The 24,476-nt window shown below is 64.3% G+C and carries 25 protein-coding genes; 20 read left to right on the plus strand and 5 right to left on the minus strand.

What is annotated here, in order from left to right; translation table 11 throughout:
* Window positions 1–45: 45 nt before the first annotated feature.
* Window positions 46–1,605, plus strand: coding sequence for an aspartate ammonia-lyase (aspA, locus tag MHX52_RS00975; RefSeq protein ID WP_080722686.1), 1,560 nt, complete (start codon window positions 46–48; stop codon window positions 1,603–1,605).
* On the opposite strand, the gene MHX52_RS00980 is transcribed toward aspA, so the two are convergent.
* Window positions 1,578–2,378 carry a RecB family exonuclease gene (locus MHX52_RS00980; RefSeq protein ID WP_239316089.1) on the minus strand — a complete coding sequence of 267 codons (801 nt, stop codon included), beginning with the start codon at window positions 2,376–2,378 and terminating at the stop codon, window positions 1,578–1,580. The two genes, aspA and MHX52_RS00980, sit on opposite strands and share 28 nt — an antisense overlap.
* A 54-nt stretch (window positions 2,379–2,432) precedes the next feature.
* On the opposite strand from MHX52_RS00980, the gene MHX52_RS00985 reads away from it, so the two are divergent.
* From MHX52_RS00985 to MHX52_RS01035, 11 genes are read left to right on the plus strand one after another with little or no spacing between them, the layout of a single operon-like run.
* Complete coding sequence (locus tag MHX52_RS00985) at window positions 2,433–3,266, plus strand: tRNA (adenine-N1)-methyltransferase (protein WP_239316096.1); 834 nt, start codon at window positions 2,433–2,435, stop codon at window positions 3,264–3,266.
* A 13-nt stretch (window positions 3,267–3,279) separates the two neighbouring features.
* A complete protein-coding gene (gene arc, locus MHX52_RS00990) occupies window positions 3,280–4,824 on the plus strand; it encodes a proteasome ATPase (protein ID WP_239316097.1) in 1,545 nt (514 codons plus the stop codon).
* A 13-nt stretch (window positions 4,825–4,837) separates the two neighbouring features.
* The gene (dop, locus tag MHX52_RS00995; protein WP_035003961.1) at window positions 4,838–6,361 is read left to right on the plus strand and encodes a depupylase/deamidase Dop; all 1,524 of its coding nucleotides are present in this window, start codon (window positions 4,838–4,840) and stop codon (window positions 6,359–6,361) included.
* Window positions 6,362–6,363: 2 nt separating this feature from the next.
* Window positions 6,364–6,558 (plus strand): ubiquitin-like protein Pup, encoded by a 195-nt coding sequence (locus MHX52_RS01000; protein WP_035003964.1) that lies wholly within the window; start codon window positions 6,364–6,366, stop codon window positions 6,556–6,558.
* Window positions 6,555–7,958: a Pup--protein ligase gene (pafA, locus tag MHX52_RS01005; RefSeq protein ID WP_239316098.1), complete on the plus strand. Its 1,404-nt coding sequence runs from the start codon at window positions 6,555–6,557 to the stop codon at window positions 7,956–7,958. Before MHX52_RS01000 ends, pafA begins: the two co-directional genes overlap by 4 nt.
* Window positions 7,955–8,890 carry a YafY family protein gene (locus MHX52_RS01010; protein ID WP_239316099.1) on the plus strand — a complete coding sequence of 312 codons (936 nt, stop codon included), beginning with the start codon at window positions 7,955–7,957 and terminating at the stop codon, window positions 8,888–8,890. Before pafA ends, MHX52_RS01010 begins: the two co-directional genes overlap by 4 nt.
* A complete protein-coding gene (locus MHX52_RS01015) occupies window positions 8,887–9,855 on the plus strand; it encodes a WYL domain-containing protein (protein ID WP_035003973.1) in 969 nt (322 codons plus the stop codon). The genes MHX52_RS01010 and MHX52_RS01015 overlap by 4 nt, the downstream gene beginning before the upstream one ends.
* A gap of 35 nt (window positions 9,856–9,890) precedes the next feature.
* The gene (gene tatA, locus MHX52_RS01020) at window positions 9,891–10,145 is read left to right on the plus strand and encodes a Sec-independent protein translocase subunit TatA (protein WP_034987575.1); all 255 of its coding nucleotides are present in this window, start codon (window positions 9,891–9,893) and stop codon (window positions 10,143–10,145) included.
* 7 nt (window positions 10,146–10,152) lie between these two features.
* Complete coding sequence (gene tatC / locus MHX52_RS01025) at window positions 10,153–11,130, plus strand: twin-arginine translocase subunit TatC (RefSeq protein ID WP_035003976.1); 978 nt, start codon at window positions 10,153–10,155, stop codon at window positions 11,128–11,130.
* Window positions 11,117–13,789 (plus strand): RNA helicase, encoded by a 2,673-nt coding sequence (locus tag MHX52_RS01030; protein ID WP_239316100.1) that lies wholly within the window; start codon window positions 11,117–11,119, stop codon window positions 13,787–13,789. Before tatC ends, MHX52_RS01030 begins: the two co-directional genes overlap by 14 nt.
* The gene (locus MHX52_RS01035; RefSeq protein WP_035003982.1) at window positions 13,782–14,510 is read left to right on the plus strand and encodes an SDR family NAD(P)-dependent oxidoreductase; all 729 of its coding nucleotides are present in this window, start codon (window positions 13,782–13,784) and stop codon (window positions 14,508–14,510) included. The genes MHX52_RS01030 and MHX52_RS01035 overlap by 8 nt, the downstream gene beginning before the upstream one ends.
* On the opposite strand, the gene MHX52_RS01040 is transcribed toward MHX52_RS01035, so the two are convergent.
* The gene (locus MHX52_RS01040) at window positions 14,507–14,761 is read right to left on the minus strand and encodes a hypothetical protein (protein ID WP_035003984.1); all 255 of its coding nucleotides are present in this window, start codon (window positions 14,759–14,761) and stop codon (window positions 14,507–14,509) included. The genes MHX52_RS01035 and MHX52_RS01040 overlap by 4 nt on opposite strands.
* A 151-nt stretch (window positions 14,762–14,912) precedes the next feature.
* Between MHX52_RS01040 and MHX52_RS01045 the strand changes: the two genes are divergently transcribed.
* The 3 genes from MHX52_RS01045 to MHX52_RS01055 are packed head-to-tail and all read left to right on the plus strand — an operon-like array spanning window position 14,913 to window position 17,558.
* Window positions 14,913–15,350, plus strand: a complete 438-nt coding sequence (locus MHX52_RS01045; protein WP_035003986.1) for an FxsA family protein — start codon at window positions 14,913–14,915, stop codon at window positions 15,348–15,350.
* Entirely contained in the window at window positions 15,347–16,774 is a 1,428-nt protein-coding gene (gene lnt / locus MHX52_RS01050) for an apolipoprotein N-acyltransferase (protein WP_239316102.1), read from the plus strand. The genes MHX52_RS01045 and lnt overlap by 4 nt, the downstream gene beginning before the upstream one ends.
* Window positions 16,767–17,558: a polyprenol monophosphomannose synthase gene (locus tag MHX52_RS01055; RefSeq protein ID WP_049049993.1), complete on the plus strand. Its 792-nt coding sequence runs from the start codon at window positions 16,767–16,769 to the stop codon at window positions 17,556–17,558. The genes lnt and MHX52_RS01055 overlap by 8 nt, the downstream gene beginning before the upstream one ends.
* On the opposite strand, the gene MHX52_RS01060 is transcribed toward MHX52_RS01055, so the two are convergent.
* Window positions 17,549–17,926, minus strand: coding sequence for an RNA polymerase-binding protein RbpA (locus MHX52_RS01060; RefSeq protein ID WP_011273522.1), 378 nt, complete (start codon window positions 17,924–17,926; stop codon window positions 17,549–17,551). The genes MHX52_RS01055 and MHX52_RS01060 overlap by 10 nt on opposite strands.
* A 68-nt stretch (window positions 17,927–17,994) precedes the next feature.
* Here MHX52_RS01060 and MHX52_RS01065 point away from each other — a divergent pair, with 68 nt between their 5' ends.
* Genes MHX52_RS01065 through MHX52_RS01075 form a run of 3 tightly spaced genes read left to right on the plus strand, consistent with a single transcriptional unit; the run spans window position 17,995 to window position 19,206 of the window.
* Window positions 17,995–18,324: a hypothetical protein gene (locus tag MHX52_RS01065; protein WP_070487460.1), complete on the plus strand. Its 330-nt coding sequence runs from the start codon at window positions 17,995–17,997 to the stop codon at window positions 18,322–18,324.
* A 20-nt stretch (window positions 18,325–18,344) separates the two neighbouring features.
* Window positions 18,345–19,028 carry a YceI family protein gene (locus MHX52_RS01070; protein ID WP_239316104.1) on the plus strand — a complete coding sequence of 228 codons (684 nt, stop codon included), beginning with the start codon at window positions 18,345–18,347 and terminating at the stop codon, window positions 19,026–19,028.
* Window positions 19,029–19,038: 10 nt separating this feature from the next.
* The gene (locus MHX52_RS01075) at window positions 19,039–19,206 is read left to right on the plus strand and encodes a hypothetical protein (protein WP_005294641.1); all 168 of its coding nucleotides are present in this window, start codon (window positions 19,039–19,041) and stop codon (window positions 19,204–19,206) included.
* Between the two features lie 23 nt (window positions 19,207–19,229).
* Here the strand turns inward: MHX52_RS01075 and MHX52_RS01080 are convergent, their stop codons facing one another.
* Window positions 19,230–20,489, minus strand: a complete 1,260-nt coding sequence (locus MHX52_RS01080; RefSeq protein ID WP_239316106.1) for an alpha/beta fold hydrolase — start codon at window positions 20,487–20,489, stop codon at window positions 19,230–19,232.
* 89 nt (window positions 20,490–20,578) lie between these two features.
* On the opposite strand from MHX52_RS01080, the gene MHX52_RS01085 reads away from it, so the two are divergent.
* Both MHX52_RS01085 and MHX52_RS01090 read left to right on the plus strand, forming a co-directional pair.
* Window positions 20,579–21,805, plus strand: a complete 1,227-nt coding sequence (locus MHX52_RS01085) for a glycoside hydrolase family 1 protein (RefSeq protein WP_239316108.1) — start codon at window positions 20,579–20,581, stop codon at window positions 21,803–21,805.
* Complete coding sequence (locus tag MHX52_RS01090; RefSeq protein ID WP_239316110.1) at window positions 21,805–23,016, plus strand: MFS transporter; 1,212 nt, start codon at window positions 21,805–21,807, stop codon at window positions 23,014–23,016. The genes MHX52_RS01085 and MHX52_RS01090 overlap by 1 nt, the downstream gene beginning before the upstream one ends.
* A gap of 3 nt (window positions 23,017–23,019) precedes the next feature.
* Here MHX52_RS01090 and MHX52_RS01095 read toward each other — a convergent pair whose 3' ends face one another.
* On the minus strand, window positions 23,020–24,435 hold the full coding sequence (locus tag MHX52_RS01095) for an HNH endonuclease (RefSeq protein ID WP_051901649.1): 1,416 nt from the start codon (window positions 24,433–24,435) through the stop codon (window positions 23,020–23,022).
* Window positions 24,436–24,476: the final 41 nt, after the last annotated feature.

The following is a 24,476-nucleotide window of genomic DNA, read 5'->3' on the forward strand; positions in this document are numbered from 1 at the left end:
TAGGGTGGGGGAACAGAAAGTTGTTCCCCAACCAGAGGACGAATAGTGACCGATAAACCAATTCCGTCAAAGGCAGCGGCAGAGGTTCACGGCGATGCAGTCGTGAGCTCCACTGACATCATCACGTCGGCTGAAACACACTCCCAGTTGGCGCGTGCTGCAAAGAGTTTCCGTACCGAAGAGGATCTGCTGGGCACCATGGAGGTGCCCGACCACGCCTACTACGGCGTGCACACCCTCCGCGCGGTGGACAACTTCCAGGTCTCGCGCACCACGATCAACCAGATCCCGGAGTTCATCCGCGGCATGGTGATGGTCAAGAAGGCCACCGCCATCGCCAACAACGAGGTTTTCGCCCTGCCCGATGAGAAGGCCAAGGCCATCATCTGGGCCTGCGACCAGGTGCTGGAAGAGTACCGCTGCATGGATCAGTTCCCAATCGACGTCTTCCAGGGCGGCGCGGGCACCAGTGTGAACATGAACACCAACGAGGTGATCGCCAACCTCGCCTTGGAGTACCTGGGGCACCCGAAGGGCTCCTACGACATCATCAACCCAAACGATGACGTCAACATGTCCCAGTCCACCAACGACGCTTACCCCACCGGCTTCCGCCTGGGGTTGCACTTCGCAATCGATCAGCTGATCAAGCACCTCGACGCCCTCGAGCGCGCGTTCCTGGCCAAGGGCCACGAGTTCCGCAACATCCTGAAGATGGGACGCACCCAGCTCCAGGACGCAGTGCCCATGTCCCTGGGTCAGGAGTTCCGCGCCTTCGGTTACAACATCGCCGAGGAGCGCCTGCAGCTGGAGCGTTCCCAGGCGCAGCTGCGCGAGGTGAACCTCGGCGCCACCGCCATCGGCACCGGCGTGAACACCCCGCCCGGCTACCAGAGCGCGGTCATCCGCGCACTCAGCGAGGTCAGCGGTCTGAAGATCGAGCCGTCCCGCGACCTCATCGAGGCCACCAGCGATACCGGCGCCTACGTCAACGCCCACGCCGCCGTGAAGCGCGTGGCCATGAAGCTGTCGAAGATCTGTAACGACCTGCGCCTGCTGTCCTCCGGCCCGCGCGCCGGACTGAACGAGATCAACCTGCCGGAGCGCCAGGCCGGTTCGTCGATCATGCCGGCCAAGGTGAACCCGGTCATCCCCGAGGTCGTGAACCAGATCTGCTTCAAGGTCTTCGGCAACGACCAGACGGTCTCCATGGCCGCCGAGGCCGGCCAGCTGCAGCTCAATGTCATGGAACCGGTCATCGCCCAGTGCGTGTTCGAGTCCGTGCGTTTCCTGGCCCGCGCCTGCACCACGCTGCGCGCCCTGTGCGTCGTGGACATCACGGCCAACGCCGACGTGTGCCGCCGCTACGTGGAGAACTCCATCGGCATCATCACCTACCTGAACCCGCTGATTGGCCACCACAACGGCGACCTGGTGGGCAAGGAGGCCGCCCGCACCGGCAAGCCCGTGCGCGACCTGGTTCTGGAAAAGGGCCTGTTGGACGAAGAAACCCTCGACGAGGTCTTGAGCCCGGAGAACCTGCTGAACCCGACGTTCCAGGGCAAGCTCTACACGGACTACGAAGAGGAAACCTCCAAGGGATAGTCCGGCGGGGTGCCACCGAAGGCGGGGCAGAGGTCCTGGAAGTGGCACCACCCGCACAACTTGGTGGTGCGCGGCTGGAAGTTTCCGCTGCGCACATCCGCCAGGATGCGCGCCCATAGCTCGCCCAGCTCGCGCTCGAAGGCAGCCAGCTCGGTGGCGGAGGGGCGCAGCACCATGTCGTCGCTGACCTTCAGATACATCAGCCGCAACTGGGTGGGCAGCTCGCCCGTCATGCGCCACCACACCAGGGCGTAGAACATCATCTGGAAGCGGGCCGAGTCCGCGAAGCGGGGCGCGGGCTTCTTGCCCGTCTTGTAGTCCACCACGCGCACCTGACCGGTCTCCGCGATGTCCACCCGGTCGATGAAACCGCGCACCGGCACATCGTTGGGCAGCGTTAGATTCACGAATTGCTCGCACTCGTGGGCGTCAAAACCATCCGGGTTTTCCATCTGGAAATAGCCCTTCACCAGCTCGCGGCATTCCTCCCAAAACTCCACGGTGGACTGCTCGGGCACCAGCTCCGAAAGCTCCGGGTCCTTGGCCAGCATCTTCTCCCACTCCGGGCGGATCATCTTCACCGCCGCCGGATAGGTGCGGCTGCCGCGCGGCAGCTGGTGCAGGTTCTCCAACACCGCATGCACGAGCGTGCCCTTCACCTGTGCGATCGTGTTCGGCTCCTCCAACTTGTCGATGGCCCGAAAGCGGTACAGCAGCGGGCACTGCTTGTAGTCGTTGGCGCGGGAAGGGGAGAGAGCTAGTTTCGTAGTCACCCGACCCACCCTAGTAAAATGAACCGGATCTCTTAAAGCAGGAAGGAAGACCACATGGCATATTCCGGCCGTTTCACCGAAGGCGACCGCGTGCAGCTCACAGACGCCAAGCGCCGCCACTTCACCATCACCCTGGCCAAGGGCGAGAGCTTCTTCACCCACAAGGGCGAAATCCGGCACGACGACATCATCGGCCAGCACGAGGGCACCGTGGTCAAGTCCTCCGGCGCCGCCGAATACCTGTGCTTCCGCCACCTGCTGGTAGATCACGTGCTCTCCATGCCCCGCGGCGCAGCGGTGATCTACCCGAAGGACGCCGCCCAGATCCTCGTGGAGGGCGACATTTTCCCGGGCGCCACGGTGCTGGAGGCCGGCGCGGGCTCCGGAGCCATGAGCACCTGGCTGCTGCGGGCCGTGGGGCCGAAGGGCAAGGTCATCAGCTACGAGATCCGCGAGGATCACTTGGCCTACGCCAAGAAAAACGTGGAGGACTACTTCGACGGCCACCCCGACAACTGGGACCTGCGCTTGGGCGACCTGAAGACCGTCACCAAAGAGGATGTCGGCGACGTCGACCGCGTGCTGCTGGACATGCTGGAGCCCTGGGAGATGCTGGATACCGTCAAGGACGTGCTGATCCCCGGCGGGGTGTTCATGACGTACGTCGCCACTGTCCCGCAGCTGATGAAGGTCATGGAGGGCATCCGCGAGACCGGCTGCTTCACCGAACCGAAGGCCTGGGAATCCCTGGTGCGTGAGTGGAAGGTCGATGGCCTGGCCACCCGCCCCGAGCACCGGATGAACGCGCACACGGCATTTCTGATCCTGGCGCGCAGGCTGGCTGATGGCGTCACCGCACCTCGACCGCAACGCCGCGCGCGCCGTTAGTAGACTGGTCAGTATGACCGAGAACACATCAGCGGAAGGGCCACAGACTCTGCGCGAGTTGCAGATCGCGAACCGACAGCTCGGCGCGCGCAACGCGAAGCTCGTGGAGCTGCTGCAGGCCAGCCGCACGAAGCTGGAGGAGATCAACGGTCGGCTGGAAGCACTGGCCGAACCGCCGAGCACCTACGGCACGCTGCTGCAGGCCAACCGGGACTTCACCGCCGAGGTCTTCACGGCCGGCCGCCGGATGCGCCTGATGGTCTCGCCGCACGTCCCGCAGCACGAGCTGGTGCCCGGCGCGATGGTGCGCCTGGGGGAGGGCCAGCAGGTCGTGGAGGTTACCGGCCAGCCGGACTTCGGCGACATCGCCCAGGTCGTGGAGGTCTCGGGAGACCGGCTGATCATCGCCGACAAGGTGGGCGAGGAGTACGTGGTCAAGGCCGCCGGCGACCTGGCAGGCGATGTGGTCACCGGGGATTCCGTGATCGTGGACCGTAAATCCGGCTGGGCCTTCGAGGCCGTGCCCCGCGCGGAGACGAACAACCTGATCCTGGAGGAGGTCCCGGACGTCACCTACGACGACATCGGTGGCCTGGGCCAGCAGATCACGCAGATCCGCGACGCGGTCGAGCTGCCGTTTCTGCACCCCGAAATCTACACCCGCTATGGCCTGCGCCCGCCGAAGGGTGTGCTGCTCTACGGCCCGCCCGGCAACGGTAAGACCCTGATTGCGAAGGCCGTGGCGAACTCCCTGGCGCAGTCGGATTCCCCGTACTTCCTGAACATCAAAGGCCCTGAGCTGCTGAACAAGTTCGTGGGCGAGACCGAGCGCCAGATCCGCGCGATCTTCGAGCAGGCCCGCCGCGTGGCCAGCTCCGGCCGCCCCGTCATCGTCTTCTTCGACGAGATGGAGGCGCTGTTCCGCACGCGCGGCACCGGCGTGAGCTCCGACATGGAGTCCACCGTCGTCCCGCAGCTGCTCGCCGAGCTCGACGGCGTGGAGGCTGCGGGCAACGTCATCGTCATCGGCGCCTCGAACCGCGAGGAGCTCATCGACCCGGCCATCCTGCGCCCCGGCCGCCTGGACGTGAAGATTCGTATCGCCCGGCCCGACGCTGACGGTGCGGCCGCCATCCTGTCGAAGCACCTCGATGCTTCTCTACCTATTGACGCCGACTTCTCCGCCGCTGCCGGCTCCAACGAAGCGGCAGCGGCGGCCCTGCGGCAGAGCATCGTCGACGAGCTGTTTACTCGGGACGAGGCGCACCGCTATGTCACGCTCCACTACGCCGACGGCAGCCGCGAGGATCTGTACTGGGCGGACTTCGTTTCCGGCGCGATGCTGGCGAATATCGTGGACCGGGCGAAGACCCTGGCTATCAAGGACGCACTGCACAACGGCACCGACGGCCTGCGCCCGGAGCACGTGCACGCGGCCGTTCTGGCCGAGGTGGGGGATTCCGAGGATCTGCCGGATACCACCAACCCCGCGGAGTGGGCGCGCATCTACGGCCACGGCACGAAGCGCGTCGTGGACATCGACGTGCACAAGGTCTAGGGAGGATACAAGTTTGTTTGGCCCGCACATCATTGGCTCGGAGACGGAGTACGGCATCGTCGCCGTGGACGATCCGTCGGCCAGCCCGATTCACACCTCCACCCAGGCCGTCGTGGCCTATGCGGAGCACAGCGGCCAGGGGGTGAACCGCCGCACCCGGTGGGACTACGAGAACGAATCCCCTCTGCGTGACATCCGCGGCTTCGACCTGCGCCGCTACCGTCGGGGTGCCGCCCCGGTGCTGGATCCGAATGCCCTCGGCGCGGCGAACGTCATCACCGCCAACGGCGCGCGCTTCTATGTGGATCACGCGCACCCGGAGTATTCCTCCCCGGAGACCACGACTGCCCGCGACGCGGTGGTGTGGGACAAGGCCGGGGACATCATCATGCACCGCGCCGCCGAGGCCGCCGAGCCGGAGCTGAAGATCTACAAGAACAACGTGGACGGCAAGGGCGCCAGCTACGGCTCGCACGAGAACTACCTGTACCCGCGCGACCTGGACGTCGAGGACGTGCAGGCGGCTTTAATCCCGCATTTCGTCACCCGGCAGGTCTACTGCGGCGCCGGCCGCATCGGGCTGGGGCAGCAGGGGGAGCAACCGGGCTTCCAGATCAGCCAGCGCGCCGACTACATCGAGACGGAGGTCTCGCTGGAGACCACGCTGAACCGCGGCATCGTGAATACCCGCGACGAGCCGCACGCGGAGGCCGACAAGTGGCGCCGCCTGCACGTGATCATCGGGGATGCGAACTTGAGCGAGTTCTCCAACTACCTGAAGTTCGGCACCACTGCGCTGGTGCTGGCGGCGGTAGCCGAGGGCGCTTACTTCGGCGACCTGCGTCTGCTGGAGCCGGTGGCGGACGTCCAGCGCGTCTCCCGGGATCTGGACTGCACCTACCGCCTGCGCTTCTACGGCCAGGCGGAACGCACCGCCATCGAGACCCAGCGGGAGATCCGCAAGCGCGTGTGGGAGATCATGGAGCTGCGCGGCGACAACCTGGAGGTCTTCGAGCTGTGGGGCAAGATCCTCGACGACCTCGAGGCCGATCCGCTGTCCACCGCCGACCGGCTGGACTGGACGGCCAAGCTGCAGCTGATGAACGCCTACCGGGCGCGCGGCCTGGAGTGGACCGACCCGCGCCTGGCCCTGGTGGACCTGCAGTACTCGGACATCGACCCGCGACGCGGGCTCTACCATGCGCTGGTGCGGAAGGGCCGGATGCAAACCCTGCTGGACCCGGCAGAGATCGAGGCCGCGGTGGACACCCCGCCACAGGCCACGCGCGCGTGGCTGCGCGGGCACCTGGTGGCGAACTACTCCGCCGACATCCTCTCGGCGAACTGGGATAGCGTCATCGTGGACACCCCGGACGGCGCAGCACAGATCACCATGGACGACCCCCGCGGGTTCAACCAGTTGGAGCTACGCGCGCTGCTGGAAACGCAACCGCGCCCCGGCATCGGCGAGCTCGTGGCAGGCTTGAAGGAAATCAACCCGGACAAGATCTCCGGGGTTGGCAGAAAGGAAGATTAATCATGGCACAGGGCGGACAGGTCAGCGCCGGCGGCGGTCGGCGCGACGACGACGAACCCATCGAGCAGGCCTCCGGCGCGGGCACCCAGCAGGTGAACGTCACCGGTACCGACGATCTGCTGGACGAGATCGACGGACTGCTGGAGAACAACGCGGAGGAGTTCGTCCGCTCCTACGTACAAAAGGGCGGCCAGTGACCGCTATCCGCCGCCGCATCATGGGCCTGGAGACCGAGTATGGAATCGCCAACATGCAGGATTCCTCCCGGCGCCTCGGTCCCGACGAGATTGCCCGCAAGCTCTTCGCCCCCGTGGTGGAGGAGCACCGCAGCTCGAACATCTACACCGAGAACGCCTCGCGCCTCTACCTGGACGTCGGCGCGCACCCGGAGTTCGCCACCGCGGAGTGCGATAGCCTGCACCAGCTGATCGCCTACGACCGCTCTGGCGACCTGTTGTTTCACGAGTTGGCCGACCGCGCCGAGCAGGCCGTCGGCGGCAAGGTCTACCTGCTGAAGAACAACACGGACTCCCTGGGCAACTCCTATGGCTGCCACGAGAACTACCTGGTCAGCCGCGATATTCCCCTGAAGGGCCTCAGCAAGCAGCTGCTGCCTTTCCTGGTTACCCGCCAGCTGATCTGCGGCGCGGGCAAGCTCGCGATCCCTTATCCCGGCGCGCCGAACGAGAACTTCGGCCCGGGCTACACCATGAGCCAGCGCGCCGACCACGTCTGGGAGGGCGTGTCCAGCGCGACGACCCGCTCGCGCCCCATCATCAACACCCGCGACGAGCCGCACGCCGATTCTTCCAAGTATCGCCGCCTGCACGTCATCGTCGGCGATTCGAACATGTCGGAGGTCACCACGGCCCTGAAGGTCGGCTCCACGCTGCTGGTGCTGGAGATGATCGAGGCCGGCGTGGCTCTCCCGGACTTTGAGATGGCCAACGAGATCCGCTCTATCCGCGAGATCTCCCGCGACTTCACCGGCCAGGTGGACATTGCTCTGCGCAGCGGGTCGACTGCCACGCCGTTGGAGATCCAGCGCGCTTTTTATGACGCCGCCTGCGCCTACCTGGCCTCGCGTGAAGACCCGGAGCGGGGCACTCCCAACGCAGAGCTAACCCCCGTGGTGGACCTGTGGGGCCGCGTGCTGGACTGCTTCGACACGGGCGACTTTTCACCGGTCTCCACGGAAATCGACTGGGTCATCAAGAAGTCGCTGCTGGACCGCATGGCCGCCGCCCGCGGCCTGGATCCCATCGACCCGCGCCTGGCGCAGCTCGACCTGATGTATCACGACATTCACCCCACCCGCGGCCTGTTTAACGTGCTGGCCCGCCGCGGCCTGGCGCGCACGTTGTTGGCTTCGGAGACGATCGAGCAGGCCGTCCGCCAAGCCCCGCCAACAACCCGCGCGGCGGTACGCGGCCGCTTCATCGCTGCGGTCCGCGCCCGCCCGGAACTTTCCTACACGGTGGATTGGATGCGCGTGAAGGTCAATGGCGAGAACGGTGCCGAGGCCCTGCTGGCCGACCCCTTCGCTAACACTAGCGAGGACGTTGACCGCATCATCGAGTCCCTGGAAGCCCGATGAACCGCAATCGCCCCGTCGAGACTCACTGGATTTCGGGTGCCACGCGCCTGTTTAACCTGGTGATCGCACTGCTGAACTCCGACACCCCGCGCTCTATCGAATGGGTGCTCGCCAACGTCGAGGGCTATCAGCACGCCAAGGATGGCTCCGCCCGCAAACAGCTGAGCCGCGACCGCCAGGACCTTGCCGAGCTGGGCGTGCACATCACAGGCGAAGACATGCTGTTCCTCGACCCCGCCCAAACCTTCCTGCAGGACATCGAGTTCACCGACGGCGAGGCTACCGTCCTCGCCGCTGCCAGCCGGTGGGCCCAGTCGGGGGAGATGCAGCACGCCGCTCGCTCCGCATACACCAAACTGGCCGCCGCGGGCATGCAGCACCGCGTTTCCACCGGCGAGGTCGCCGTCCCCAGCGTCCCGGACCACACCGCTCTGGACGGCGATTCCCTCGACGCGATCTTCCGCGCCCTCGATAACGGCCTGGTCTTGAGCTTCAACTACTATCCTTCGCTGGTCGATACTCCCCAACAGCGCCGCCTGGAGCCCTGGGCTTATGGAGCCAAGGATGGCTTGGTCTACGTCACGGGCTTCGACCCGGACCGTACGGCCCAGCGCACGTTCCGCTTAGCGCGCATCGATTCCGTCACCGCTTTGCCCGAATTCGCCCAGCACCCGCGCCCGGAGGGCACCCCGCAGCAGCTGATCCAGCAGGGGCTTCTGAGCAGCCGCCAGATGGTCACCGCCACCGTGGAGTTCCCGGAGCCCGGCGCCTGGGAGCTGCGCCGCCTGGCCAACGAGGATGGCCAGATCGGCCCCGTGGAGCGCGACTGGTTCGTCCGCACCGCCGCGGCCTACGCGCCCCACGTAATCGTCACCTCGCCGCCGGATGTCGTCGCCGATGTTGTTGCCGTTTTAAAGGAGGCTGCTTCATGACGCTCCCTCGTTCCAATGCCGAACAATTCCTCCGTACCCTGTCCGTCCTCGCCTGGTTCCGTTCTCACCCGGATAGCAGCCTGATGGCGGCCTCGCGTGCGCTGGATCTATCCACCGCGCAGATCGCCCACGAGCTGGGCCAGGTGTCTCAGTGCCGCGTGCCCGCCAGCATCCTCGACATGCCCGTGGAGGTCACCGTGGATCGCATGCGCGCCTCCGTGGAGTTCTCCGCGGGCCTGGACCGCCCACTCGCCCTCACCGCGATGGAGGCCGGAGTGTTGCTGCTGAACCTGCAGGCGCTGCGCTCCACCGCGCCGGCGGAGGCGCAGGCGGACATCGACTCCGCCAGCGAGAAGATTCAGGCTCTCTTACGCTCCCGGCGCGGGTACACGGATTCCTTCACCCCCGAAACGGCGCCCTCAGCCCCCGCCCATGTGCAGCTGCGCCGACAGCTCTCGGAGGCCATCCAGTCGCGCCGCCAGGTCACCTTTAACTACCAGTCGCTGTCCAGCGATAGCTTCAGCACCCGCACGGTAGACCCCGACCACGTGGCCCTCGTGGACGGCGAGTATTACCTGTGGGCGCGGGAACGTGGCGTCACTACAAAAACCTTTGCGCTTGCACGCATTGACGGGCTCGACCTGGGGGAGGAGGGTTCGGCCAGTGCCCAACAGGTACCCGAGATCGACCCGGAAGATCCCTTCGGTTTCGGCCTCAGTGACAGCTGGGCGCGTCTGGAACTAGATGAATCGCTGCGGTGGATGTTGGAGTACTTCCCCATGTGGGTGGTCGAGGACGAAACCCGGCTGGTCGTCGACGTGCCGGATACCGGTGAATGGTTTTTAAGGTTCCTGCTAGGTTTTTCATCCGGTATTCGCAATGTAGAACCGCTACCATTGGCCGAGAACTTAAAAGCCCTAGCCCGGCGTGGCCTCGATGCCTACGAGGCTCGCGAGCTAGGATAGTAAGACCAATCCCAACGACAGAAAGCTCGTAGATAATGCCGAACCTTGGCGTTCCTGAACTACTAATCATCGCTCTGGTCATCTTCCTGCTGTTCGGAGCGACCCGCCTGCCCAACGCAGCGCGTTCCCTGGGCCGTTCGATGCGCATCTTCAAGTCCGAAATGGACGAGATGAAGACTGACGGCGACCAGAAGGAGCTGGCAAAGAAGCAGGCTCCGACCGCCGAGCAGCAGCAGGCCCAAGACCTGGCTCAGCCCAAGTCCGAACAGCCGAACGAGCACAACGCTTAAAAGTTAAGTGGCTAAGAAGCTAAAGAAGCCCGCCGATGGTTCGATGACCATCGTCGAGCACATCAATGAGCTGCGCAAGCGCGTATTCATTTCCCTGGTTGCCATCTTCATCGGCACGATTATCGGCTACATCTGGTACAACGTCGAAGTCGGTCCGATCCCGTCTCTGGGCGAGGTACTGCGCGGACCGTACTGTAACCTGCCGCCGGAGGCGCGTTTCGGCTCCGAGGCGGGGGAGTGCCGCCTGCTGGCGACCAGCCCGTTTGAGATGTTTATGCTGCGCCTGAAGGTCGGTGCCCTAGCAGGCATGGTCTTTTCCTCGCCCATTTGGTTGGGCCAGATCTGGGCGTACATCACCCCGGGCCTGCACAAGAACGAGAAGCGCTGGACATTAGGCGTGGGTATTTCCGCAGGCCTACTGTTCACCGTCGGCGCGGTGCTGGCTTACTTCGTGCTTGCCTTCGGCTTGGAGTTCCTGCTGACCATCGGCGATGAGGCGCAGATTGCTGCCCTGAACGGCGAGAAATACTTCAGCTTTGCCATGGCGCTGCTGCTAATTTTTGGCGTGAGCTTCGAGGTGCCGCTCATTACCGTGCTGCTGAACCTGGCACACGTGGTCACCTACCAGCAGCTGAAGGATAAGCGCCGCTTCATCTGGGCTTTCCTGTTCCTCTTCGCAGCGTTCGTCACCCCGGGCCAGGACCCGATCTCGATGGTGATCTTGGCCATAGCTCTGTGCGCGATGATGGAGATCGCCACGCAGATCGCCCGCCTGAACGACAAACGCCGCAAGAATAACCAGGCGGACTGGCTCGAGGTAGATGACGACGAGTCCACCGGCATCGCCGCCCCAGAGCCCATTGCCCCGGTGACGGCAACCCCGGCACCGCAGTCCACCAGCGCGGCTCGCCCAATTGACTCGCCGAAGCGCCAGGATCCAAAGGCTCAAGACTTCACTCGCAGCGATTTCGATGACATTCTCTAGCCCCCAGGTAGAGCGCTTCTGCGCCCAGTACGACTTCCCGCTGGACGACTTCCAGATCCAAGCGGCCGAAGCCATCGACCGGGGCAAGGGGGTACTTGTCGCCGCCCCGACGGGCGCGGGCAAGACCATCGTCGGCGAGTTCGCCGTGTTCGCTGCCTTCCACGGCGACGGCACCTGCTTTTACACCACGCCCATCAAGGCCCTGAGCAACCAGAAGTTCCACGATCTCGTGGAGCGCTACGGCGAGGCCAACGTGGGCCTGCTCACCGGTGACGTCACCATCAACGGCGACGCGCCCATCGTTGTGATGACCACCGAGGTCTTGCGCAACATGATCTACGCCGACTCCGAGCGGCTGGAATCCCTCACGCACGTCGTCATGGACGAGGTGCACTTCCTGGCCGACCGTTCCCGCGGTCCGGTCTGGGAGGAGGCGATCCTCAACCTGGATCCTCGCGTAATCCTCGTGTCCCTGTCGGCCACCGTCTCCAACGTCGAGGAGTTCGGCGGCTGGCTATCCGCCGTCCGCGGCGATACCGAAATCATCGTCACCGAGAAGCGCCCCGTGCCGCTGACCCAGTTCATGATGGTCGGCCGAAAGATCCTGCCCCTCTTCGAGGGCTCGGAGCAGCACCTCGGCGCCATCAACCGCAAGGTCGTCGCCGCTGCTGCGAAGGCCGAGGAAACCGGCAAGCGCCGCGGGCCAAAGCGCGGCGACGTGGTACAGCACATGGCCACCGCTGGCATGTTGCCTGCGATTTACTTTATCTTCTCGCGCGTTGGTTGTGACGCCGCCGTCCGCGCCCTGCTGATCGACCGCGTGGACTATTCGTCCCCGTCGGAAAGGGAGGAGATCCTGCGCACCATCGACGCGGGCGTGGCGGACCTGACGGAGGAGGACCTGAACGTCCTGGGCTTCCGCCAGTGGCGCCGCGCCCTGTCGCGCGGTTTCGCCGCCCACCACGCCGGCATGCTGCCGGCCTTCCGCCACATAGTGGAGGATCTGTTCGCCCGCGGCCTGCTGAAGGTCTGCTTTGCCACGGAGACCCTGGCGCTGGGCATCAACATGCCTGCCCGCTCGGTGGTGCTGGAGAAGCTGGTGAAGTTCAACGGCGAGACGCACGCCGACCTCACCCCCGGCCAATACACGCAGCTCACGGGTCGCGCCGGCCGCCGAGGCATCGACACGAAGGGTAACGCGGTGGTGCTGTGGAGCCAGGGGCTGGACCCTTATGGGGTTGCAGACTTGGCGTCAACAAGAACCTATCCGCTGGATTCCACCTTCCGTCCGGGCTACAACATGGCTGTGAACCTCATCGGCACGATGGGGCTGGATGAGGCCCACCGGTTGCTGCTACGTTCGTTTGCGCAGTACCAGACCAATGGCGCGGTGGTGGAGAGCGCCGAGCAGATAGAGAAGCGGCGCCGAGAGCTGGCCCAGCAGGAAAAGCAGCTAAAGGCCACGATCCGCGAGGTGCGCCGCCCCTCGAACAGCCTCAACGAGGACTTCCAGCTGGTCACCGAGTACGGCCAGCTGCGCCGCGAGCTTTCACAGGAGGAGCGCCGCGCCAAGCGCATGGTCATCGACGAGGCTTCGACGGAGACCACGGCCCTGCTGCAGTCTCTGCAGCCGGGCGACGTGATCGCGCTGCCCACCGGCAAGAACCCCACGACCGCCGTGATTGCCCGTGCCGACCACCGCGGCCGGCCGACGATCATCACCGACGACGGCTGGGTGGAGCGTATCAACCCCGACATGTTCGGCAACACCCCGGTGCACATCGGCCACATGCGCCTGCACAAGGGCGTGGTGCGCAACCCGAAGCGGCAGGCCAGGGGAGTGGCCGCCAACCTGCGCCGCCTGCAGCTGGATAAGCCGAAGAAGCTCAAGCCCCGGGCTCGCCGCCGCTCCCTGCGTGCGGTCGAGCTGCGCGAGCAGGTCCACGCCCACCCGGTGCACGCCTGGGAGGGCCGCGAGGAGCTCTGCCGCGCCGCCGAGCAGTACCTGAAGGCCGCCCGCCGCTTAGAGTTCGAACAGAAGGAGCAGCCGCAGGAATCCGATTCCCTGTCCGCCCAGTTCAACCGCATCCTCGCGCTGCTGGCGGAGTTGGACTACGTGGAGCTCGAGGGCAACACCGCCCGCATCACCATGGAGGGCGAGCGCCTGTCCAAGATCCACCACGAGTCCGATCTGCTGGTCGCCCAGTGCCTGCGCCGCGGTATCTGGGACGAGCTGGACCCGGCGGAGCTGGCGGCCGTGGCCAGCACTTGCGTATTCGAGAACCGTCGCGACTCCGGCGCCAAGGACGATGGCGTGCCCACCGAGCCGCTGGCCGAGGCGATCAGCCAGACGTGGCGCATCTACCAGGAGCTTTCCACCGACGAGCAGCGCCACCGCCTCACCGTGACCCGCGAGCCAGAGCTGGGCTTTGCCACCGCGGTGCACCAGTGGACCGCCGGCGCCCCGCTGGAGTACTGCCTGCGCGCGGCCGAGGCCAGCGGCGCCACCCTGACCCCCGGCGATTTCGTGCGCTGGTGCCGCCGCGTGATCGACCTGCTGGATCAGATCAAGCTGACTGGCTATTCCAATGAAGTGAAGGCGGCCTCCCGCAAGGCGGTCGCCGCGATGAGACGAGGAGTTGTGGCCCTCGATGGCTAAGAAAATTGCAATCTTCGGCGCGACCAGCGAGATCGGCGGCGAGATCGCACGCCTGCTCGCCCCCGGCAACCACTTGGTGCTCGCCGCCCGCCGCACCACGGAACTGGCCGATGAGCTGTACCGACTCGGCGCCACACAGGTCGATTCCTTCTTTTTTGACGCCACCGACGTGGATTCCCACGCAGACCTCATCGCGGAGATCGAGGCCACCGGCCCGCTGGACGTGGCGCTGGCGATGTTCGGCGTGCTGGGCGACCAGGAGCTCGCAGAGCGCGACTCCTCCGAGGTCTACCGCGTGCTGCACACGGACTTCACCGCCCAGGCGGTGCTGCTGACGGAGCTGTCCCGGGTGATGAAGTCCCGCGGCAGGGGAGTGCTGGTGGCCTATTCATCCATCGCCGGGGCTCGCGTGCGCCGCCCGAACTATGTCTACGGCTCGGCGAAGGCCGGCCTGGATGGTTTCTGCCAGGGCATGCAGGACGCGCTGCAGGGCACCGGAGTGCGCCTGGTGATCGTGCGCCCGGGTTTCGTGATCGGCCGGATGACCCGCGGCATGGATCCGGCGCCGCTGTCCACCACGCCGGACGTGGTCGCCGAGGCCACGGTTCGCGCCATCAACGACGAAAGCGCGGAATCCGTGTGGATCCCGCGCTCCCTGAAGCTGCTGGCCGCCGCCATGCAGGTGGTCCCGCGTTGGCTGTGGCGGCGCGCGCCACGCTAGACGTGGAAGATGTTGTAGAAGATCGTCCGCAGGATCCCGAAGGCCACGGAGATGCCGGTGGCCGCCGCGATGCCGATCGCAACCTTTGCAACCGGGTGCAGGCCGTCCCACCACTCGTCGGAGTCGCTCGAGCTGGTGCTGGAGCTGGAGCTCGTGCTCTGGGTGTCGGTTTCTGCCACTGCCGGGGTGACGGATGCCAGGGCAACCGTGGGTGCCAGAACTGCAGCGAGGATAGAGCGGCGTAGACGCATCGAAGTACTCCCTAAAACGTAGTTAAGCTATCGCGTGTAGGAACTATTTTTCCTACACCTTCGTTATCGTTATGTAAGCACGCTTTCGTTACAAAGATCGCGTTTTCATAACAATTTTTCAGACGGATACTTTAGGAGTTTCCTTACAGCCATGCAATTCTTACCCGCCGTGTATCTCGTCGTGGAAATCATCGCCTTCATTCTCTTGGGAGTGTGGATCGGCTGGGGCTGGGCACTGCTGTTTCTGTTGGGCCTGTTTGTGCTGGGTATCGCCCTGGCCACCTGGCAGATGCGCGAGCTCACCGTCCGCGCGCTGCAGCAGAAGGATCACCCCGGGGAGCTCACGGCCGACATGGCGCTATCCATGGTGGGTGCAGTGGGCGTGGCCGTTCCCGGCATCGTTACGAGCTTCTTTGGCATCTTCTTCCTGATTCCGCCGACCCGGTCCCTGATCCGCAAGATGCTGGGCCAGGCCGCGCGCCGTTCCCTGGAACGCTTCGGCGTGACCACCTATTCGCGCGTTAGCCACATCCAGAACTCGGGCGGTTGGGGAGACGTCATCGACCACCGCGCGGGCGAGAACGGATGATTTTAAGGCTCCTCGCCGCTGTCTTTAGCGGCGTGATGGTCTTTGCCGCCTTCGAGCCGACCGGCCTGTGGTGGGCCGCACCGCTCGGGTTCGCTCTGCTGTTTTACTTCGCCGACCACCGTCACGCCATGCTGATGGCCTGGGTGCAGGGCCTCACCATCTACGGCCTGTTGCTGCCGTGGGTCGGGGAGTTCGTCGGCCCGGCCGCCTGGATCGCGTTGGCGCTGATCCAGTCCCTCTACAGCCTGCTATTCGGCGCAGGCCTGAAGCTTTTGGTTCGACGCCCCCTCGCGGCCCAGATCATCGGCATTCCGACCTGGTTCGTCGCGACTGAGTGGCTGCGCTCTTCCTTTCCCTTCGGGGGCTTTCCATGGGGGCGCATCGCATGGGGCCAGGCCAGCGGCCCGATTAGCTGGCTGATCCGCCTCGGTGGCCCCGCGCTTGTCACCTTCGCCGTGGTACTGATCGGCCTGCTCCTGGCTTTGTGCCTCCGCAAGCACCGCGCGCCCGCGTATTCGTTGGCTGGAGTGGTGGCCCTGATCGCCGCCTACGCGTTGCTGATTCCCGCCACGCCCACCGACCGCACCGTGGACGTCGTCGCCGTCCAAGGCAACGTGCCGCGTCTGGGATTGGACTTCAATGCCCAGCGCCGCGCCGTGCTGGATAACCACGTGCGGCGGACAGAGCAGTTGGAGTCAGATCCGGACATCGTCATTTGGCCGGAGAACTCCTCCGACGTCAATCCTTTCACCGACCCCGCCGCCCGCCAGCAAATCGAGCGCGCCCAGCGCTCCGTCGACGCGCCGATCCTCGTCGGCACCGTCAGCCCGGAGCACAACACGATGGTGGTGTGGGATAGCGACGGCCCAGGGGAGAGCCACGTCAAGCGCTTCCTGCAGCCCTTCGGCGAGTACATGCCCTTCCGCGATTTCTTGCGCAACTTCAGCGAGCATGTCGACCGCGCCGGCAACTTCCAGCCTGGCGACGACAACGGAGTGGTCCACATGAACGGCGTCCCCGTCGGCGTGGCCACCTGCTACGAGGTCAGCTTCGACGGCGCGTTCCGCATGGCTGTGCAGGGCGGCGCGCAGATTCTCACCAGCCCGACGAACAACGCGACCTTCGGGTTTACCGACATGACGTATCAGCAGCTCGCCATGTCCCGCATGCGCGCCAAGGAGTATGATCGCGCCGTGGTGGTCGCCGCGACCTCGGGTGTGTCGGCGATCGTTGCGCCCGATGGCTCGGTGAAGCAGCGCACTGCCATTTTTACTTCTGACGCCCTCGAGGCCGAGTTGCCCCTAAGCGATACAATGACACTGTCAGCCCGCGTCGGCCCATGGGTGGAATGGATTCTAGCTATTCTGGGTCTGCTATCCGTGGCATTTACTTATAGGAGAGGTAAGAAAGCTTTTCATGACTAAGCTGAGCGATAAAACACTGGTCATCATCCCGACCTACAACGAGAGGGAAAACCTTCCTCTGATTATCGGTCGACTGCTAAAGGCCGAGCCCGAGCGCGTGGACGTCCTCGTCGTCGATGATTCCAGCCCGGACGGCACCGGAGATCTGGCCGACGAGATGGCCGCTGAGAACTCGAAGATCCACGTGATGCACCGCGGCGGCAAGGGCGGCCTGGGTGGCGCTTATATCGCCGGCTTCCGCTGGGGTCTGGAGCGCGACTACGAGATCCTGTGCGAGATGGATGCCGACGGCTCCCACGCTCCCGAGCAGCTGTACCTGCTGCTGGACCGCATCGACTCTGGCGCGGAGATGGTCCTGGGTTCCCGTTACGTCAAGGGCGGCAAGACCGTGAACTGGCCGGTCAGCCGCGAGGTTCTCTCCCGCGGCGGCAACATTTACGCCTCTCTGGCGTTGGGCGCGGGCCTGTCCGACATCACCGGCGGCTACCGTGCATACCGCCGCGAGGTGTTGGAGGAGATCGACCTGGATGCCGTCGATTCCGCCGGCTATGTTTTCCAGGTGGATCTGGCTTGGCGCGCCGTCGAGGCCGGCTTCGACGTGCGCGAGGTTCCGATCACCTTCACCGAGCGAGAGATTGGCGACTCCAAGATGAGCGGCAACATCGTCTCCGAGGCTCTGCTGCAGGTGACGAAGTGGGGTGCCGCTCACCGCTTTAACCAGTTCAAGAACCTGGCTCAGGAGTCTTGGCGCATCGGTGCCGGCACCGTGCGTAGCTACTTCTGATTCGCTTCCTGCTGCTCCTTCATGAGCTTCACCGCAGTGCGGCGGCGCTTACGGAGCAGCTCGATGCGCTCGTCGAGCAGCTCGTCGAGCTCCTCGAGGCTGCGGCGCTCGCGCAGCATGTCCCAGTGAGTGCGCGGGGGCTTCACCGGCTTGGATTCCTGGCCTTCGCCCTCGACCAGCGTGCCCATCTGGCCGTTCTTGCACATCCACTCCTGTGGAACCTCCGCATCGTCGGCGAAGGGAACCTCGTAAATTTCCCCAGCCTCGGTGCGGTATTTCACCATGCGGCGGGGAGCTAGGTCGTGGTCGCGGTCCGTCTCATAAGAAACGGCACCCATGCGACTTCCACGCAGTACGCGATCGGCCATTCTTCATCACTCCTAAATCAGTTCGAACTAATCCATCATAACAACGAAGTTTCGTTAAGAATTGTTCCATGCCTCGACCAAAGCACTGCGCCTGGTGCGGCAGGGTAGTTGAACCCGGCCCGACGAACCGGCCCCGCAAATTCTGCAACCAGTCGTGCCGCCAGCGCGCCTACGAGCAGCGCGCCCAGTTGGCGGGCACCTCGATCCCGGCGGATTCCGTCATTATGTCGGCCAGCGCGGCCGAGAAGTTCCACGATGACCTCTTCGAGCTGCGCTGCGCCGCCGAGGACCTGTGCACCGCCGCAAAGGAAGGGGAGTCCGCCGAGGTGGTGGAGGAGTTGGCGTCAGAACTAGAGAGCATGGCCCGCCGCATCGAGCAACTTAGGGGTCGCAGGTAGGAGGGGCTATGCTATAGGGCATGCGTAAGGGAATCATCACTCTCGCCGTAATTGGCATGATTGTCGGTGTGCTGATGGCTTTAGGGCCGCTGGTGGCGAATTACTTTAGCGACCGAGGCTTGCGAACCGCCGACATAACCGCAGGTGGCGAGCCTGCCAGCGTGGGAATGGACGGCTCCTGGCACGTGGTAAGGGGAGCCGGTGACAACGTTTCGCAGGCTGGCTACACCTTCGACGAGAAGCTGCCCGCCGGCTCCAAGACCACCTCGGGCCGCACCGAGGACGTTGAGGGCGACGTTAAGGTTGAGGATAAGAAGCTCACCGAGGGCAAGATCACGGTCGACGTTGCCAGCATCAGCAGTGACGTGGAAAAGCGCGACATCAACGTGCGCAAGAGCATCCTGCACACCGATAAGTTCCCGAAGGCCACGTTTACGCTGACGGAGCCCGCCGACGTCTCCAATCTGCCGGACGACGGCACGACCGAGAAGGTGAAGGTCACCGGCGACCTCGATCTGCACGGCAAGAAGAATCCGGTGACCGCCGAACTGAAGGTTCTGCGCACCGGCGAGCACGTGATCCTGCAGGGCAACATCCCGTTCAAGCGCAGCGACTTCGACATCCAGACCCCGCAGTTCGTCGCCGCGACGATCGCCGACGAAGGCACCATCGATCTCTTGCTCGTACTCGAGCAGGATAAGTAGGCGCGGTCACATGTCTCCGGAGATGCTCAAGTACTCGCGCATCATGCGCATCGTGGTGCTGTTGTTCTTTATCGGCTACCTGCTGTGGCAGGGCACGGGCCTGACGTATTTCTTCGCCGCGGTCTGCGCGCTGTTCCTGGCCGCCACCTGCTACCAGCTGTGGCAGTCCAGGGATTAGCCGATAATATACATTATGACACTTTAGCTTCCCGCCACGTTGGGTAGCGCTGCACTGCCTTCCACGGATCCCTGCAGCTGCCCCACCGGCGCCTCACACGTGCGCCCCAGCGGCTCGCCGCGGAAACGCTTCAAGATGAAGTCGATACCGAATGCGCCGCCCGTCACCGCCTGGATGAAGTGATTGTATTCACCCACCGGCGGCATGATGTCGTCGCGGTACTCGACCTGCGCACCCTTCTCGCACCACGTGCGGGCCAGTTCCTTCGCCTGGTTGTGTTCGACGTTCTTGTCGTGACGCCCAGATATCACCATCACCGGTGCCACCGGACGTTTAAGCCCAATGCGCTGATCCTCCATAGCTTCCCGCGCCTCGGGCATCTCCTTCAACAACTCATCGAGCGTCTTGCCCGACTTTGTCCACTCACTCGTCTTCTTGTGCCCGTATTTGTCCGTAATCTCCCCGGTGCACATCGTGGATAGATCCTTCAGCGCCTGCTTGCCCTCTTCGTTGAGGTGCTTATCCAGCAGCGGCTGCAGGTGCGGATAGCGTTCCAACAAGCCGTTGATCGTGAAGCCGATCGCCCCCATAAGGTCCGATCCGTCGATGTTCCGCTGCACCGCCTCCAGATCCGCAGGCGGCGCCGAGGCGTAGGCCCCCACCACGTTAAGCTCCGGAGCGTACTCACCCGCCGCCTCGACCGCCGCAGCCGACGCACCGCCGCCCTGCGAATGCCCGTAGAACGCTACCGGCCCGTCACCCACGCCGGCCGCGCGCGCCGCATCCAGCATCGCGTGCGCCTGATCGTCGCGGTTCATGTACGTATGAATTCCCGGGGTTCCCATGCCGATGTAGTCGGTCACCACCACGCGCACACCCTTGGAGGCAAATACCCAGTCGTAGATACCCTCCAGATTCACCGCCCGCTTCGCCTTGATCGGATCCGGCTGCCCGTCCAGTGGCCAGTTCCTACTCGGCGCACACTGGTCACCCTGCCCGACCGTTCCGCGGCCAATCACCACAGTTGGACGGGGCCCCTCGCCTTTCCACTCCACGACCGGCTCCACAATGTAACCACTGACCTGGGCTTTCTTCCCGTCCGAGGTGGTCGTCGTGTACTCGATTCGGTCCACCGTCTTCGGCAACCTCATGTGCAGGTCGCCGAACACATTGGAGTATGCGACCTTCTCCCTCTTAGTTATCTGCGCAGCCTTGGCGGGCGACGCGAATCCGGCAAATGCAATGGCTGTTGCGCATGCGAGCGCTGCTGTTTTCTTGAGCATTACTTTGTTGTAGCAAACCAATTACCCCCGATGGGGTAAAAACCGAAAACTTTGCCAACGCAAACTAAGGGCGTCAATAAGTTAAGTGCATGGACCTCAGCAACATCCGCATCGGCACCGCATCGGCCGGGCTCCAGATCGAAGGATCGCCGCGCCCCAACAATTGGAGCGAGTGGGTCGCCAAGGACGGCACCACCCCGCACCCCACGACCGACCACTGGCGCCGCTGGCGCGAAGACAACCAGCTCATGAGCGACCTCGGCCTGCAGATCGCGCGCGTCGGCGTGGAGTGGTCGCGCGTGGAGCCCGAGCCCGGCCGTTACGACCACGACGCGCTTCAGCGCTACCGGGAAGAGTTTCTTGACCTGCGCGAACGCGGCATCGAGCCGCTAGTCACCCTGCATCACTTCGGCCACCCCGCCTGGTTCGAAGCCACCGGTGCATTCACCCGCGAGGCGAACGTGGAGATCTTCCTGCGCTACGTCGACGTCGTGCTCGACCGCCTGGGCGACGTAGTCACCGACTGGATCACCATCAACGAGCCGAACGTCTTCGCCACCGAGGCCTACCTCTTCGGCTCTACCCCGCCCGGCCGCGGTGGTCTGCCGAAGGTACGCCCCTGCCTGCGGAACATGGCGGCCGCGCACTTGCTGGCCTACCAGCGTATCCACTCACGCTTGGACAGTCCCCGCGTGACCTTCGCCCACCACCGCCGAGTCTTCGCCCCCATGAACCCGCGCAACCCCGTCCACCGGCTGCTTACTCCCCTGGTCGAGTGGCTTTTCCAAGGTGCGATCGAGCCTGCTTTCTTCGAGGGGCGCTTCCATCCCGTGCTCGGTCGCCCCGGCCTCGACCTGCCCAGCGGCGGGGTCTTCGCCGATGCTGTGGCCATTAACTACTACTCGCGCACGGCGGTGCGCGGTTTTTCTGACGCCACCTTCCCCGGAACCCCAACTAATGACCTCGGCTGGGAAATCTACCCGCCGGGGATTGCGGAGGTCTCCGCCGAGCTCGCGAAGCGCTACCAACTGCCGGTGTGGATCACCGAGAACGGCACCGCCGACGCCGCCGAGCGCTTCCGCTGCGCATTCATCCTGGACCACCTGGCAGAGCTTTCCCGCGTGCCGGAAGTGGAGCGTTACTACCACTGGTGCTTCGTGGACAACTGGGAGTGGTCCGAGGGGATGGCGCAGAAGTTTGGCGTGGTGGACGTGGATCGGCAAGTCAAGCCCGCTGGGCGTCTGCTACAGGCGCTGATCCGCGAGGGCGCCATCACCCCGGAAATCGATGCCGAGTTCAGAGAGAAGGGCCACTGATGCTGCAGACTCTTACCGCCGCCGAGCGCGAGCCGAAGCGGTTCTATTGGAAGTTCGGCGTGGCCTTCTTCGGCTCCGTCTTCGCCTGGGCCGGCCCCACGCAGCTGCTGCTGGGGTTGCAGATGATCGAGCTGCGGCCCGACAACAAAGAGGATTCCCTCGCCCTCATGATGATGCTCGGCGGTGCGACCGCCGTGTTTACGAGCCTGCTGACCGGATATATCGCCGACCGCAGCTGGTTCTGGGTGGGTCGCTGGGGCAAGCGCCTGCCGTGGGTTCTGTTGGCCGCGCCGTTGGTAACGCTGGGATTGCTGCTGATGTCCTTCAGCCCCAGCTTCTGGGTGCTCACCGGGTTGTGGTGCTTGGTTCAGGTGTTCGTGGCGTTCGTAACGAACAACCTGATGACAGTCACCGCGGATGTTGTCCCCCAAGAAAAGTTCGGGTTGGTGTCCGGAATCGTCGGCGCGACCTACACCTTCGGAATCGTTGGCGGGACTGCCGTTGCCGCAGCTTTGCCGATTCAGCAGGCGTACTGGGTTGTGGGCGTCATTTCCCTTCTCTTTATCTTCCAATTCGCTTTCGGGCGCGGTCACGTAGACGTGCACGTCCGCCCCTACAATTCTTTGTCCGCGACGGTCGGCGACGAGGGCTCTTACCGGAACTATTGGCTTGTTTTCACCAGCCGTTTCGTGATTCACCTGGCCAACTACACCAGCTTGTTCTACCTGCTGTATTATCTGCGGGATCACATTGGCGTGCCCGACCCGGATGCTGGCGTGCTGGAGCTGACCCTGCTGTATGCGGTATTCACCATCATTACTGCGTTCGTCAGCGGTGGCGTGTCGGACCGGCTGGGGCGGAGGAAGATCCTGGTGGTCGTCTCGGCGCTTGGTGTCGCGGGCGCTACGGGCATGATGACTATCGCCACCGGCATGGGTTTGGTTTATGCCGCGGCGATGCTGTTGGGGTTGAGTTGGGGCGTGTTCAGCAGCGTGGATCAGGCCATGGTTAATGAGTCGCTGCCCAGCAAGAAGAACCGTGCGCGCGACGTGTCGCTGATGTCGCTCACCCAGGGGGTCAGCAACATGTTCTGCGGTGGCCTCGCGGCCCTCGCGTTGAGGCATTTCGATTACCCCGGCATGTTCCTGATGTGCAGTATCATCTGCGTGTTCGGCGCGCTGCTGGTACTGCCCGTCACCTCCTCAAAGTAGTGGTTAGAACGGCGGCTCCTCTTCGTCCTTCTGCAATTGTTCGAGCTGCTCGATCTGGCTGTTCAGTTCCTCTCGCGCCAGCTCGGCGATGGCGTTGGCGATCGTGATCTCACTCTTGATCCGCCGCTGAAGCTCTTCCTTGATTTCTCCGACGGAGGCGCAGTTCAGCATCTTCTGCAGCTCCTCGCGGGTGATGGACAGCCCGCGCGGCATCATCGGATCGGCGTTGAGCTTCTCCTCGTTGAGCTTGCGCACCACCCGCGCCTTGCGCACCCCGCGCTCAGCGAAGTTCTCGCGCGCTAGCGGCCCGTCGGGCACGGTGACAACCTCGTGGCCGTCTCCGTGCGAGGTCCACACTTCGGTGCCATCGGCGTGCAGCGCAACGTCCCAGGTACCGGCCGTTTTCAGCCGGTGATGGGTACGACAGAGCAGATGCATATTCGCCGTCGACGTCGGTCCGCCGTCGGCGTGGCGGTGCACATGGTCGATGTCGCATGTGTACCCCGGCGCATCGCAGCCCGGAAAACGGCAGTGCCCATCGCGCCCTATTACTGACGCCCGCAGCAACTCCGTCGGCTGGTACCCCTCCGTCGCGGTGTAACCGGGGGCTGCCAGGTGGGTGACTTTCGCGAGCCACTCGCAACTAGCGGCCTCGGACAGCCAGTGATCCTCGGCGAAGACTCCGCGGGGCTGCGGGCCGACGGCCTTGTACAGGTTCAAGGTGACCTCGGTGGTGATGTTCTGCTCGAGCATCGCCAGGAAAGCCTCCCCCATGGAGCATCCGCGCTTCAGGGAGGCCGCCTTCACCGCCTTGTGCAGCTCCACGCCGCGCAGGCGCGGCACTGTGAGGGTGAACGCGGTGGTCTCGTACTGGCTGCGGTCGATCACCAGTTCGGGCGAATTCGTGTCCATGGGCGGAGTGTCGTCCAGCGGAACCGCTAGCTTGTCCCGATCCCCCACAATCGCCTTGACCTTGTTGTAGGCCGCCCGTGGGGTGGGAACCTGCTGGTTCGGCACGGTGGGCTTAAGGGCCTTCAGGATCTCCTGTTCCACCTCGGCGCGCTTGTCCAGGGCTACGGCCTCGACAGCCTCGGTGACCTGCTGGATATGACGAATAGTGAAAGCGCCGCTGCGGAACAGCTGGTGGAGTTGTGGGAAGGCTTGGAGCATCAGCCCAGCGTCGGCATAGTTTGCCGCCACTACCTTGCTGATGCCGAAGCGCACCGCGAGCTTGGAGACATGATCGGGAACGAGGTCGTCCGGTGCCGGAGTAGACTGCTCGACCATGGCGAGGTGGGTCAGATTGAGGGCACGGGACGTCGCCGTTAACGGGTCGTTGGAACGCGCAAGCCGGTAGTAAGGCTCTGCGGTATCGGGCGGCGGTTCGGTGGTGTTTGTGGTGAGTGTTGTGGTGTTCATACGATCCCCTTCGTGAACTGACACCAGTTTAGAACATACAA

Source organism: Corynebacterium sp. ACRQJ (assembly GCF_022346045.1).
GTDB lineage: Bacteria > Actinomycetota > Actinomycetes > Mycobacteriales > Mycobacteriaceae > Corynebacterium > Corynebacterium evansiae.